11 protein-coding genes are annotated in these 13690 nt (G+C 42.7%); 7 read left to right on the forward strand and 4 right to left on the reverse strand.

Going from position 1 to position 13690, the window contains the following annotated elements; translation table 11 throughout:
- Positions 1-363 precede the first annotated feature (363 nt).
- Entirely contained in the window at positions 364-1602 is a 1239-nt protein-coding gene (locus F824_RS26880; RefSeq protein WP_236613227.1) for a polysaccharide lyase, read from the forward strand.
- 786 nt (positions 1603-2388) lie between these two features.
- Here the strand turns inward: F824_RS26880 and F824_RS0114670 are convergent.
- The gene (locus tag F824_RS0114670; protein ID WP_456238871.1) at positions 2389-4620 is read right to left on the reverse strand and encodes an acyl-CoA dehydrogenase family protein; all 2232 of its coding nucleotides are present in this window, start codon (positions 4618-4620) and stop codon (positions 2389-2391) included.
- Between the two features lie 329 nt (positions 4621-4949).
- On the opposite strand from F824_RS0114670, the gene F824_RS0114680 reads away from it, so the two are divergent.
- Positions 4950-5288: an antibiotic biosynthesis monooxygenase family protein gene (locus F824_RS0114680; protein ID WP_019598672.1), complete on the forward strand. Its 339-nt coding sequence runs from the start codon at positions 4950-4952 to the stop codon at positions 5286-5288.
- Between the two features lie 291 nt (positions 5289-5579).
- Here F824_RS0114680 and dinB read toward each other — a convergent pair whose 3' ends face one another.
- From dinB to F824_RS0114700, 3 genes are all read right to left on the reverse strand, one after another.
- Positions 5580-6668, reverse strand: a complete 1089-nt coding sequence (gene dinB, locus F824_RS0114690) for a DNA polymerase IV (RefSeq protein WP_019598674.1) — start codon at positions 6666-6668, stop codon at positions 5580-5582.
- Positions 6669-6685: 17 nt separating this feature from the next.
- Positions 6686-7936, reverse strand: coding sequence for an anthranilate synthase component I family protein (locus F824_RS0114695; protein ID WP_019598675.1), 1251 nt, complete (start codon positions 7934-7936; stop codon positions 6686-6688).
- An 85-nt stretch (positions 7937-8021) separates the two neighbouring features.
- On the reverse strand, positions 8022-8744 hold the full coding sequence (locus F824_RS0114700; protein WP_019598676.1) for a YceI family protein: 723 nt from the start codon (positions 8742-8744) through the stop codon (positions 8022-8024).
- A gap of 143 nt (positions 8745-8887) precedes the next feature.
- Here F824_RS0114700 and F824_RS0114705 point away from each other — a divergent pair, with 143 nt between their 5' ends.
- From F824_RS0114705 to F824_RS0114730, 5 genes are all read left to right on the forward strand, one after another.
- Positions 8888-9403, forward strand: coding sequence for a gamma carbonic anhydrase family protein (locus F824_RS0114705; RefSeq protein ID WP_026333728.1), 516 nt, complete (start codon positions 8888-8890; stop codon positions 9401-9403).
- Positions 9404-9752: 349 nt separating this feature from the next.
- The gene (locus F824_RS0114715; protein ID WP_019598679.1) at positions 9753-10259 is read left to right on the forward strand and encodes a hypothetical protein; all 507 of its coding nucleotides are present in this window, start codon (positions 9753-9755) and stop codon (positions 10257-10259) included.
- A gap of 480 nt (positions 10260-10739) precedes the next feature.
- Entirely contained in the window at positions 10740-11453 is a 714-nt protein-coding gene (locus F824_RS0114720) for an alpha/beta hydrolase-fold protein (RefSeq protein WP_019598680.1), read from the forward strand.
- Positions 11454-11469: 16 nt separating this feature from the next.
- On the forward strand, positions 11470-12426 hold the full coding sequence (locus tag F824_RS0114725; protein ID WP_019598681.1) for an ATP-grasp domain-containing protein: 957 nt from the start codon (positions 11470-11472) through the stop codon (positions 12424-12426).
- Positions 12427-12428: 2 nt separating this feature from the next.
- Positions 12429-13535, forward strand: a complete 1107-nt coding sequence (locus tag F824_RS0114730) for a carboxylate-amine ligase (protein WP_019598682.1) — start codon at positions 12429-12431, stop codon at positions 13533-13535.
- Positions 13536-13690 lie beyond the last annotated feature (155 nt).

Consider the following 13690-nt stretch of genomic DNA (forward strand, 5'->3'; position numbering starts at 1 on the left):
TTCGTTTGAAAATCCGACAAACTATATTTCGCCCAATTAATAAAGATCCTACCTGGGTTCGCATCTAGCCATCGCTCATTTTCCATGAAAGGTAATGGCATAGTAATTGTTTTTCCGTCAAAACCAATACGCACACAAACCACTAAAAATCAAGGAGGTACAAGGGGTCAGTAATAAACATTTTTGTAAAATCAAATTGATAAATCAAAGACCTGGACATCCATCACCTCAATTATCCAGAAAAACGCTCTTCTATTGTTGCATCTATTGTTGAGAGTGAAAACTATAGTCATAAATAGTTACTGTTTTATTTATAACCAAATTTTATCAATGCATTAAAAACCAACTAAAATGAAAAGTCAAATGAGAAAAACCACCAACCAATTGATCATCATCTTGCTAAGTTTAGGAATTTTTTCCTGCGAAATGCAAGAAATCGACAGCCCGATTGCCGAGGCTAACGAAATGGAATTCCTAGCGACCAGCATCTCGGATTCAGAAACGGACCCTAACCTTAGGGTTGCGGCCAACCTTATCTTTGAAGAAACATTTGAAGGAAACAACCCCTTGAGCTTCACATGGAAACAATTGGCTTCCAGTCATTCCTTTGGGACACCTACAAATCCAAAATTCCAAGGAGCCAAATCAGGTAAATTTGAGTTGAGATATGGCGACAAGGTTCAAATCAACTCAGGGGTCAGGGCAGAGGTACTCTTCCCCGCACAAAATCATCGGGAAAGATGGTATTCATTTGCTGTTAATTTCCCTTCGGATGGATTTCAAATGGATACCGACACGGAAATCATCTCCCAATGGCATCAAGAAGGAATGGGAAGCCCAAGCGCTTCCTTGAATGTGAAAAATGACCGATTGATATTGATCGTTGGCAATGTTCAAACCGGATCCAGCAACAAAGACAATATAGATTTGGGTCAAGTTCCAAAAAATTCCTGGAACGAGTTTGTCTTTCATTATATCCATTCGAACGGGTCAGATGGCTTAATTGAAGTATGGCAAAACGGAAAGAAAATCGTGACCAGAAGAGGGGGGAATATCTACAAAGGCGATCTTCCAAAATGGAAAATAGGCCTATACAAATGGACTTGGGCAAACAGAAAAACCAATGTATCCAAAAGGATTATTTACTTTGACAATGTCAGAATGGGAAATCAAAATGCCTCATTCAACGACATGACTTCCTCCGGGACAACCCAAAGTTCTTCCACAGATACAGCAGAAAGCAGTCCAAAGAGCACCACTACAACTTCTTCTGGATCCTCACCAATCACCGGATTTTCATTGATCCAAGCCAATATCAATAAATACTTACAGGAAATATCAGCTGGAAACGTTATCCCGACCACTACCCATAAAATGAACATTCAGGCCAATATGGTCACTGGCTTCAAAGGATCGGTAAGTTTTTCCTTAACAGGTGCTTCCACCCAAAACTTCACGGATCAAACCGCACCTTTTACTTTATTTGGTGATGATGGAAGAGGAAATTATTATTTTGGTACTGGCTTGCCCAAAGGGGATTATACCTTGGTGGCTATGCCGAGCACTGGAGCTTCAAAAACCATCAAATTCACCCTCAGATAAATTCATTATCCTTATAAAAAAAAGGACCACCTCAATGTTTGAGATGGCCCTTTTTTTTATAAGTCTATTTGAAAGGGATTTTGATTTTTTGGGCAATATTTTAATGTAAACCCCTGATTCACCCTACTTTTTTATTATGCCTAGAACCCGAAATATGCATCAGGTTTCCAATTGGGCTTGAAACCTTAAGAAAATCAGGCGCTTGGAGGGCAAGTCGTTCTACCCATAGGATGACGTCGAAAACAGCAAACAACCGACTGATTATCCATTAATTTCAGGATCGAATCCAATTGGAAATGCATAAGACAGGTAAAAACCCGAGGTAACAGGCCAAACCCGACTGCAATCTTTCACTGGAAACCTTCCACATTTTACATTTCCTGAATGGATTTTCATACTTTTTTCAACCCGACAACCCATAAAAACTACCCGTATTGATATTGTCAAACATACATTAGGGATCAAAAGGCTTTGGTTAATCATCCAAACCAAGGAAAAAGCAATCCTTGTGTATCAAAAAGACATTGGGACCAAAAAATATTTGTAGAATCCCACCTCCTCAAATTGTGGAAACAATGTACAAATCGAATCCACAATCCTTTGAGATGATTTCTCCAGAAAAAAAATATTTGTATTCCAGAAAAATATTTTCGGGCAAATAAGGCAAATTCAATGAACCCAATCCTTGAATAACCTTGGGTTAATTGAAAGGAATCTTGATCCAAATGCCTTCATCTTCCATTTTCCAACAGCTCATTCCTCCACATTGAATCGCTGGGAAAGGAACTACAAGGATTCCCTTTTTGCTATCGGGGCAGAAAGGCAGCTTTCGGGAATTGCAAAAGCATCTGTAAGCGCAATGGCATCAGGCCGGATTTCCCAACAGAGTTGATTGACCATCTTTCGTATTGCCTTTGTTTTCACTCCCTCCATATAGTCTTGTTCCAAAAACCACCCACGGTTTTTTTCCAAGGTGTGGAGTGCATACAATTGACACATTTGGGTGAGTGCTTTTTTACTGCCTTTGTCCGCTATGCTTTTTATTTTCTCCTGAAACTGTTCCAAAACAACCCGCTCGATATATGCCTGACCTACATTGATCAAATGGTGCTGGCAGACATTGAAGGCATCAAAAGAATCCATTCCCCCATTTATCAGCCGCTTCAGTCTACTTGCTGCCGAACCCAAAATTGCTTGCTCCCTGTAACGGAATGCATTAAGGTGAAAATCAAAATCCAGTAAATGTTCAGAATTTGTACTCCTGATGATAAGGGGATTTTTTTCGGACACGTAGGTCATGGCTTTGTCCGTTACAAAGTTGAAAATACCGAATACGTTCATGTCGCCAAACTCCTGCCTGAACTCGGTCAGCCTGCTTTTTGCCACCAATTGCATCAAGACCGTATTGTCACCTTCAAAAGTGGTGTAGATTTCAGTGTCGTTTTTAAGTGCGTCAATCCTATTTTCGGACAAATACCCCTTGCCTCCACAAGCCTCTCTTGCCTCCTGAAGGGTGGCGGTGGCAAACCAAGTGGTGTAGGCTTTCAACCCTGCTGCTAATGCCTCGATTTCCTGGGCCTCCTCTTCGGCTTTATTCAGAAACCTATCCGTCAAATATTTCAATGCAAAATTCAAGGCATAGGAAGTGGCCAAAGGGGGAATCAATCTTCGCTGATGCATCCTGTAGTTCAAAATCGGCACTTCTTCTCCCCCTTCGGGGCCAAACTGTCTTCGCTTGTCCCCATATCGGATGGCGATGGTCAATCCCGATTTTGCCGCCGTAAGAGCTGATCTGGGAATTCCAATCCTTCCGCCAACCAAGGTCCCCAGCATCACAAAAAACCTCCTGTTGTCACTGGAAATGGGACTTTCAAACTCCCCTGCCTCATTCACCGAGGCATACTTATCCAGCATGTTTTCTTTCGGGATGATCACCTGATCAAAATAGATCACACCATTGTCAACGCCATTTAGGCCCATCTTCCGACCACAGTCTTCTATTGTCACGCCATTCTCTAATTTTCCTGACTCGTCCCGCAAAGGAACCACAAAAGCATTGACCCCATAATCTATCCCATCGATGACCAATTTGGCAAAGACCGTGGCCATTTGTCCATGCACAGCAGCATTGCCAATGTACTCCTTTCGGGAAGAAGGGTCCGGACTGTGGATGGAAAACGTCTGATCTTCATGATTATAGGTCGCAGTCGTCCGAATGCCTTTTACATTGGAGCCATGGCCGGTTTCCGTCATGGCAAAACATCCGGGAAGGGAAAGTGAACCGATTTCCCGAAGATATTTGCGATGGTGCTTTTCCGTACCGAGGTAATAAACACTCATTCCCCAGAGCCCAAACTGGACTCCAAACTTGATCACCAAGCTGAGATCATGATAGCTCAGGGTCTCCATAATGGTGAAATAGCCTTCCATATCCCCCTTGCCACCATTTTCTTTGGGAAATCCCCAGCTGCCAAGACCATGATCTGCCAATATTTTGCACCAATCAAAAACCTGCTGCCTGTATTCAATAAGAGGATCCGGGGCTACATAAGCGAAATCTGGGGCGGAAATTACACTTTTCACCTTTTGGATCAATGCTGCCTGATTTCCTTCCAATATGTCTTGGAGTGCGGACACATCAAAGCTTGTCGCAGAATCATGTTCCGAAGTAAGCGTAATGTGCCCTTCCTGAAAGGAAAAGCCTGTATTCCTTTCCAAAAACCCAAGCTTTTGCGAGGTCTCAACGAAAGCCAATTCGCTTTCGTTGTCCAATTCCCGGTGCTGTTCTTTTGCTTGTTTTAAAGCCAGTTCGATTCCAATTGCAGGCAGGTTTTTTTGACTCGGGTCAAAGGATTGGAGGATCAAGGAATTCCAAGAGTGGAGTGTTTTGGGCCTAGGTGGATGCAGGGGATCAATCTGCTCCATCAAAAATGCTTTCTCTTCCTCGGCTAACCAATTTTGGCCATTGATCAGCTCCTTTATGGAACTGATCTCTTCAGACATTGGGCTGGAATCCATCCAATACCGATAAAAAATTGGGAGAAAATAATATAATTTCGGGTTTTTTTTAAAATATGGGGATGCAAGCATAGTTTTTTTTTGAAATGCCGATGAGCAGTGCTAAAACTTACTCAAATGAAAAGAAGATACCCAATTCAAAACGCAAAATCGAAAAGGATGTTCCCTATCACAATTTAGAAATGTTGGTTTTAACCCGTATTTTTCGGATTGAATCAGTAGGTCAAATTCTTTTTTGCCTTTTTTTTCAGTTCAAAAAAAAGCACTTAACTTTCTATGCCACCAAAAGAATCAGGAGACCAAATCGCCTATAAAACCATCGTCCAAAAATGACACAAAATGACATTGCCATAACTCCTCATCCCCCCTATTATGCGGTGATTTTCACTTCCCACCGGGCTCATATCGGAGGCGAAGAATATATCAAAATGGCCGAAAAAATGGTCAGCCTCGCCCAGGAGCAACCTGGATATTTGGGACACGAAAGTGCACGCGAAGACCTGGGGATCACCGTCAGCTACTGGGAATCCCTAGAGGCCATCCGCAGTTGGAAAATGAATGGTGAACATTTGATTGCCCAAAAAATGGGAAGGGAAAAATGGTATTCTGCCTTCAAAACGAGGATTTGTCTGGTAGAAAGGGATTATGGGATGGAGGAATTAGGATGATGTTTCATTGGGGCCAATAATTGAACCCGAAATATGCAATAGTTTTCCAATTGAGATTGAAATTGAAAGAAAACCAGACAATTGGGAATCCAATTCCTGACACCGATAGGGTGAAGTCAATATAAGTCAACAACGGACTAATTATCAGACAAGTAAAGTATTGAAAGGCATTGGCAATACATAAAACGGGTTGAAAAAGACCCGAAAAAAACATGGTTTTGATCGGCAGGCCAATGCATTGAAAAAACAGCTTCAAATCCCAAGATTAGCATCAGCAAAAGCAATATTTTCCTATTCTGACAAAGGATCGAAGTCAAGCCAAAGCTGCTTTCCAAAAAGCGTTTTTTCTTCCGTCAGGTTGAGATTGGAAAGCCCCAAGCCCAGCAGTCTCACTGATCCCTTCAGCTCTTCCTGCTGCAAGAGTTCCATTGCTGTTTCCCAGATGACCTCCATTTCGGGATATTGTTCATAACTTTTGCTGCGGGTTTGGATCGTGAAATCACTGTATTTGATCTTCAGCGTCACTGTACGGCCCTTGATGCCGGTTCTTTCTATCCTTCGTGTCAATTCTTCGAAGATCTTGGCCAACTCCTCTTCCCATTCACTTTCCTTGGAAAGGTCTTTCTCAAAGGTGTTTTCGGCACTAAGGGATTTACGGATGCGATTCGGCTGCACTTCACTCAGGTGGATCCCTCGGACAATGTTGAAAAAATGCAATCCAGACTTTCCAAACCGCTTGGTCAAAAACTGGAGCGAAAACTCCTTCAGATCCCGACCGTTGTGGATCCCCAGTTGTTTCATTTTATCGGCAGTCACTTTTCCGATCCCAAAAAATCGCTCGATGGGCAATTTCTCCAAAAAATCATGTGCGTCTTTGGGAAGGATTAAGGCTTGACCGTTGGGTTTATTGAGGTCAGAGGCGGTCTTGGCCAGAAATTTATTGTAAGAGATTCCGGCAGAGGCATTCAGCCCAACTTCCTTCTTGATCCTGTCCCTGATTTCTTGGGCGATAAGAGTCGCTGAAGGGTTGTTGACTTTGTTCTCCGTGACATCCAAAAATGCTTCATCGAGGGAAAGCGGTTCCACCAAATCCGTATATTCAAAGAATATTTCCCTGATCTGACCTGAAATCTCCTTGTACCGATCAAATCTAGGCTTTACAAAAATCAATTGAGGACATTTCAAGGCTGCCATTTTTCCGGACATGGCAGAACGGACCCCAAATTTTCTTGCCTCATAACTGGCCGCCGCCACTACTCCCCTTTCCATATTCCCACCGACTGCAACTGGTTTTCCCTTGAGTTCAGGAAAATCCATCTGCTCGACAGAGGCATAAAATGCATCCATATCCACATGAATTATTTTTCTGATCCCTTCCATTCATCCTTTAAAATTGGTCAAAACCCCTCCAGCACTTCCCGAATGGCTTCGGACTTGAGCAGACATTCCTGATATTCATATTCCGCATCTGCGTCATGGGTAATGGCACTTCCCACTGCAAAATAACCTTTGCCGGAGGCTTTATCAAAAACGATACTTCTGATGACGACATTCAGGTCAAAATCCCCATCCGCTTCAAAATACCCCAAAGCGCCTGAATACCATCCCCGCTTGAAATCCTCGTGCCGCTCTATCAGCTCCATGCACATGATCTTGGGAGCGCCCGTCATACTTCCCATCGGAAATGTGGCCTGGACAATGGTTTCCAGGGAAAGGTCACTTCGCACCTTGGATTTCACTGTGGAGATCATCTGGGAAACCTTTGGGAATGCATAAATCCCAAAAAGCTCCTCCACCTCCACGGAGCCAACTTTGGATACTTTGGAAAGATCATTTCGCATCAAGTCCACGATCATCAGATTTTCGGCCCGTTCCTTTTCGCTGTTGGCCAAATAATCCTGAAAAATGCTGTCCTCTTCTGCATTGGCCCCTCTTTTTATGGTGCCTTTGATCGGTTGGGCAATCCATTGATCCCCCGTTTTTTTCAAAAACCTTTCCGGAGAAGCACAAACCAAATAAAGATCTTCGGCCCGGAATAAAGCTGAAAAAGGCATCGCAGACCGCTTCATCAATGCCTCAAAACCTTGAATGGGATCCCATTTTTTTTCCTCAAAAGTAAACCCCATGCAATAATTCATCTCATAAAGGTCTCCCGAGATGATATGGTTTTTAATGGATTGGATATTGGAAAAATACGTTTCTTTGTCTGTCATTGCAGTCACTAAAACGTGTGGATTCGGGATCAAAGGATGCGCAAAAGCCAATATCTCCGACAAAAGCTGGTCGGCGTGCTCATGGATTACCGAGATTTGATTTTCCTCAATGAGGATCTCCAGTTCGGGCAAGAAAAAAACAGATTCCGGACAATCCACAGGCGCCGGATGATCACTGGTCAATTTTTCAACAACGTTTTTGTAATCATATCCGATGATACCCACCATCTTTTGTTTCCCATAAATAGCTGTGGCCTCTTTGAGGGGAAATGCTGATTTGGCAGCGTAAAACTGGTGTTTGAAACCCTGATGGGGGTATGGAATCCCATTGTCTGTAAAATAGGCAAAAAAGGGATAGTGGTGATTCGCCCAATTCAACAATTTAGAAATCCAAATAGGATCATTGGGCAATGGAAAGGTGTTTTTTCCTGACATGGCCTAAAATTACAGCTTTGGATGGGATAAAAAAAAAGAGGAAATCCGAAGATTTCCTCTTTAAAACGTATTGTTCTTGTTGCGCTTATTTCGCGTTGATGTCAAACATCACACTTACAGTGTTGTAGATGAACTGATCTTTTGCTTTGTCCACGGCAGAACTTTCGTCACCGTAAGACAAACCCCAAGAAGTTCTGTCAATGTTGAAACCAGCTTTCGCAGCTACTGCGCCATCAGTGATGGAAACTGTTGCCGGGAATTTGATGTTTTTGGTAGTTCCTCTCATGGTCAAGTTACCAGCGATCCAATGTGTAGGATTTGAACCGGCCAACTCAGAATCAGAAGCGGGAGTGTTGTCAGATGCGAATTCGTCTTTGTCAGCTACGCTATTGTTTGACGTGTAGGCAGTCACTTCCGTTACTTCGAAAGTTGCCTGAGGATGATTGGCAGCATCAAAGAAATCTGGAGACTGCAAATGGCCATGAAGTTTTCCATAATCTTCGGATCCTTCGGCCAAATCTTCGATTTTAAGATCAGGAATGCTGAATACAAATTTGCCTCCAGTGATTTCTTCACCAGCAACTACCAATTCGCCAGAAGTAACGGGGATAAAACCGTAATGCTGACCAGATGGCTTGTAACCTTTCCAATTCACTTTGCTGGATTGATTGTCGATCACCAAGGTCTCGCCAGTAGCTTCACCTACCTCTTGCGCGTCTGTAGTTTCTACAGTATCACCTGACTTTCCACAAGCTACCATCATAAATGAGGCAGCCAATACCAAACCTGTTTTTTGAAGTAATTTCATAATTTTGTAAAATTTTTGAATTTTCGATATTAAATGTACGAACATGAAAACCAATTATTGACAAAAAAGTTCAACCTTCAACGAAATTAAATTAATTTTAGTCCTCAAAAATTAATGATTCATCGAAAATTAAGCAAAAAAATATGGCTTTGATAAAACGTGTCAATGGGCATCTCCCGATGCTGGGCGAAAATTGTTGGTTGGCTGAGAACGCCACGGTGGTGGGCGATGTGGTCATGGGCAAAAACTGTACGGTTTGGTTTAATGCCGTAGTTAGGGGTGACGTCCATGAGATCAGGATTGGAGATGACACCAATATCCAGGATGGGGCCATCATCCATTGTACCTATAAGAAAGCAGGAACGTATATCGGCAACAAAGTTTCCATTGCCCACAATGCCGTCGTGCACGGTTGCACCATACACGACAGCGTCCTAATCGGCATGGGAGCCATTGTGATGGATGGAGCGGTCATCCATTCTGGAGCCGTGATTGCGGCAGGTGCCGTTGTCCTTGCGGGCACGATCGTGGAAGCCAATAGTATATATGCAGGAATGCCTGCAAAAAAAGTGAAAGATACCGGACCAGAAATGCTCGAGGTGATTGAAAGGACGGCAAAAAATTACCCAATGTATGCAGAATGGTACAAGGAGGAATAGACGGCAAGAGACCCAATGATAACCTGGAGACTGGGGCTACATGGAAAAAACACTTTCCCTAGAATCCTTTTTGTCCTCCATGGTTATCCAAACATTTTGACGGGAATCGTTTTGACCAAGTTGGAGAGGATTCATCCTTAACACTAAAAAATGAAGTAAAATCAATATTTTTTAGTTTAGTTTTTTCCTGTTTTTTTCATATAAAACAACTTTTTTATAATACAAAAGATTTTTTTTTATATATAAATATCGATATTTGAAATGGCAGTCGGTTCCCGAGACCCCTGGGTTTTCGGGATGTTAAACGTGATTTTTTCCTATTCTATTCTGGCATTTAATATAGAATGACATGAAAAATTTTCTTGAGAGGTTTTCCAGTGGCAAAAACATCCTCATTTTGTTTGTCGCCTTTTTTGTTTTCAACATGTTTCTCTTTCCTTATTATATCCCCATCATTGAGCCCCTGGATTTGAAATTTGCATATTCCTCCAAACAAGCCTACCAATTGATCGAAGGCTATGGGGAAACAGACAGACAAATTTATGCGAATGGCCTGATCTATATCGATTTTGTCTATCCAGTAATCTATGGTTTGATGTTCAGTTTTTTACTTTTCCGAATCAAGAAAAGTGTGATTTTGGCCCAAATACCCTTGTTGGCAAGCCTTGCAGATTTTATCGAAAACATTGGGATCATCACCCTCTTGCAATATTTTCCGGGTAAGAATCTTTTGCTTGCGGGAATGACCAGCATGTTCACCACCTTGAAATGGTTTTCCATCATGGCTTCCCTTTCCATTTTGGCTATTCTGCTTGTCCAAAAATTAATCAAAAAACCTCAAACAGTGGAATTGTAGTCAGAAAAGCATGAATGACCATTTGAACCCGAAACATGCATTCGGCTTCCCGATGGGATTTCAACTGCATAAAATTCAGACTATTGAAAATAATTAGTGTTACCAATAGGCTGAAATCAAAAAGAATTCACGACTGAGGCTTATTCAGCCATTTCAGGCGGGGATAGAAATGGCTATGCAGCAAACGGGTTGAATAAATCTCATGCAACTCTCGCACCATGATTCGTTCCCACCTGACTTCTAAAGCCTTAAAAATCGGCATTGATTCCGGCACCGGACAGAAAGGAAAGTCCTGGGATAAAAAAAGGGCGTTTAAAAAACCAACAGCTTAAAATCAAGACCTAATGATCCCAATTTGAATTCCTATCCACAACTCCCGGAAAATTTCAATTTTTTCAAAAAAAGTGGAAAACTTTTTAATATTTTTTTGTGATTGAACAAAAGCCTCTTAATTTTAATAAAACTAGAAACCAAAGTTTTATGAAGGAAGAATATTTCAAATGGCATTCCCCTCACCTCCACAGAGAGGTCGAAATGATGGTTTTTGGCCATTCAGGGTACCCCGTAGTACTTTTTCCTACATCCATGGGGTCATTTCACGAAAACAGGGACATGGGACTCATCTCCGCAGCACAGTGGTATATTGATCAGGGATTGATCCAAATATTCTGTCCGGAAAGCAATGACCGTCAGAGCTTTTACAACAAAGGCATCCATGCACACCAGCGCATCCAAAACCATCTGGCCTATGATAAAATGATTTGTCATGAAGTCGTGGAACGCATCCGGCTGAACACTGCCGTTGGCAAAGTGGTGATGGCAGGCTGCAGTTTTGGTGGATATCATGCCGCCAATTTTGCCTTTCGACATCCCGGCTATTGCAGCCATATGTTTTCGCTGTCCGGAGCCTTCGAAATCAGAAATTTTATGCATGGTTACCAACATGACGATATTTTCTACAACTCCCCTTTGGAATTTCTGAAGCAACTCAATGATCCTGAGCTTTGGAAGATGGACATCATCTTGGGAACCTCCAATTGGGACATTTGCTTCGATGCCAACATCAAACTGAGCGACATCCTTGAAAGTCGAGGCGTTCGCCATTGGCTGGATGTCAGGAAAAATCGCCATCACGATTGGCCACTTTGGAAGGAGATGTTCCCCCACTACCTATCAAGAATCAAATTCGATTAAACAAAAATCACCTCATATGAAAAAGATTGGAATATTATTTGGCATGGAAGACACTTTTCCCCATGCATTCGTGGAAAGAGTAAATGAGAAAAAAGAAAGCGGCATCTTCGCGGAAGCCGTTCTGATCGACAAAGTGATTCAAAACAAATCCGACGACTATTCAGTCATCATCGATAGAATTTCCCAAGACGTCCCTTTTTACCGTGCTTATTTAAAAAATGCGGCTCTCACCGGTACCGCGGTCATCAACAATCCTTTTTGGTGGAGTGCAGATGACAAGTTTTTCAACAATGGTCTGGCCGACAAACTTGGCGTGCCCCTACCCAATACGGTGATTTTACCATCCGCAGAACACCCAACAGACACGACTGGAAAGTCCTTCCGAAACCTTGCACTTCCAATGGATTGGCAGTCTATTTTTGATTATGTGAAATTCCCTGCTTACATGAAACCCTATGCAGGTGGTGGTTGGAAAAATGTTTACCGTTTGGAAAACAAAGAAGAATTTTTCAAAACCCATCCTGAAACAGGCCAATTGGTCATGATGCTTCAAGAAGAAATCGTTTTTCAGGAATATTTCAGGGTCTATTGTTTGGGTGGAAAAGCTGTCCGGATCATGCAGTACGAACCCCGAAATCCCCATCACCTTCGCTACGTGGTAGACGGTCCGCCTGCTTCCAAAAAATTATTGGCAACAGTAAAGGATTATACCATCAAACTTTGTAAAGGATTGGGTTATGATTTTAACACCGTGGAATTTGCCGTAAAAGACGGAATACCCTACGCCATTGATTTTGGCAATCCGGCTCCGGATGCCGACATCAACTCGGTAGGACAAGCGAATTTTGATTGGGTGGTAGAGGAATCCGCAAAAATGGCCATTGCCTACGCCAAAGCACAAAAGCCTGGACAAATCAATCTCTCCTGGGGTACGTTCATGAGAGATGCAGTGCAAATGGCCCAAAGATTTTGATCATGAAAAAACTACCAGTTTTCACACTTGGAGTAGAAGAGGAATTCCAGATCATCGATCCGGAAACCAGGGACCTCCGCTCCCACATGTCCAAGATCGTGGACGGTGCAAAAATCTACCTGAAGGAACAGGTTAAATCCGAAATGCACCAATCCGTTGTGGAAGTGGGAACCAACATTTGCCATAATATTGCAGAAGCCCGGAAGGAAGTAGGTTTCCTCCGGCAACAGATTGTGGAGTTGGCCGACAAGCAAAACCTCATCGTCGGGGCGGCAGGAACACATCCCTTCTCAAAATGGCAGGAACAATCGATCACGGATGATCCACGCTATCACAACATCATCAATGAACTCCAGGACACAGCAAGATCCAATTTGATTTTTGGGATGCACGTCCATGTAGGCATCGAAAACAGGGACATTGCTTTGCAAATCATGAATCAAGCCTGTTATTTCTTGCCCCACATCTATGCACTTTCCACCAATTCCCCTTTTTGGGAAGGCCGAAATACAGGGTTCAAGGCATTTAGGGCAAAGGTTTTTGCGAAATTCCCGAGGACGGGACTGCCTGAATACTTTGACTCCGTGCAGTCCTATGACAATTATGTGGAAACATTGATCAAAACAAATTGTATCGACAATCCCAAAAAGATTTGGTGGGACCTTAGGATGCATCCTTTTTTCAGTACGATTGAATTCAGGATTTGCGACATGTGCCTTACCGTAGACGAAACCATCTGTATCGTAGCCCTGATACAAGCGGTGGTCGCCAAACTCTACAAGATGCATTTGATGAACACGAGTTTCAACATCTATCGCATCGCCCTGATCCGGGAAAACAAATTCCGTGCAGCCCGATATGGGACCGAGGGAATGATGATTGACTTTGGCCAGCAAAAGGAAGTGGTGTACAAAGAATTGATGATAGAATTGCTGGAGTTTATCGATGACGTGGTAGACGAACTTGGAAGCAGGGAGGAAATCAACCATATCCATCAAATCCTGGAAACAGGAACTGGTGCTGACAAACAGTTGAAGGTTTATGAGGAAACCCAAGACCTCAAAAAAGTGGTGGATTTTATCACAGGGGAATTTACAAAAGGCCTCTAAGCAGAAAATCCTATGGATTTTGACCATTGTTGTTTGGGCAAAAAAAGCAACAATGGTTACGTCCATGATTTCTTTTGTTTCATCCAGTGTGGGATAAAAGAATTTGTTCACGACCTTTGCGGATGACTGAAAATCTCCAAGCGAGAACACTAGCC

It is taken from the genome of Rhodonellum psychrophilum GCM71 = DSM 17998 (assembly GCF_000381545.1).
GTDB lineage: Bacteria > Bacteroidota > Bacteroidia > Cytophagales > Cyclobacteriaceae > Rhodonellum > Rhodonellum psychrophilum.

Excerpts from the sequence above, each read along its gene's own strand:
- F824_RS0114670 (WP_456238871.1), bottom strand. The coding sequence starts at position 4,620 with ATGGATTCCAGCCCAATGTCTGAAGAGATCAGTTCCATAAAGGAGCTG.
- F824_RS0114680 (WP_019598672.1), top strand. The coding sequence starts at position 4,950 with ATGACACAAAATGACATTGCCATAACTCCTCATCCCCCCTATTATGCG.
- F824_RS0114705 (WP_026333728.1), top strand. The coding sequence starts at position 8,888 with ATGGCTTTGATAAAACGTGTCAATGGGCATCTCCCGATGCTGGGCGAA.
- dinB (WP_019598674.1), bottom strand. The coding sequence starts at position 6,668 with ATGGAAGGGATCAGAAAAATAATTCATGTGGATATGGATGCATTTTAT.
- F824_RS0114730 (WP_019598682.1), top strand. The coding sequence starts at position 12,429 with ATGAAAAAACTACCAGTTTTCACACTTGGAGTAGAAGAGGAATTCCAG.
- F824_RS0114720 (WP_019598680.1), top strand. The coding sequence starts at position 10,740 with ATGAAGGAAGAATATTTCAAATGGCATTCCCCTCACCTCCACAGAGAG.
- F824_RS0114725 (WP_019598681.1), top strand. The coding sequence starts at position 11,470 with ATGAAAAAGATTGGAATATTATTTGGCATGGAAGACACTTTTCCCCAT.
- F824_RS26880 (WP_236613227.1), top strand. The coding sequence starts at position 364 with ATGAGAAAAACCACCAACCAATTGATCATCATCTTGCTAAGTTTAGGA.
- F824_RS0114695 (WP_019598675.1), bottom strand. The coding sequence starts at position 7,936 with ATGTCAGGAAAAAACACCTTTCCATTGCCCAATGATCCTATTTGGATT.
- F824_RS0114700 (WP_019598676.1), bottom strand. The coding sequence starts at position 8,744 with ATGAAATTACTTCAAAAAACAGGTTTGGTATTGGCTGCCTCATTTATG.
- F824_RS0114715 (WP_019598679.1), top strand. The coding sequence starts at position 9,753 with ATGAAAAATTTTCTTGAGAGGTTTTCCAGTGGCAAAAACATCCTCATT.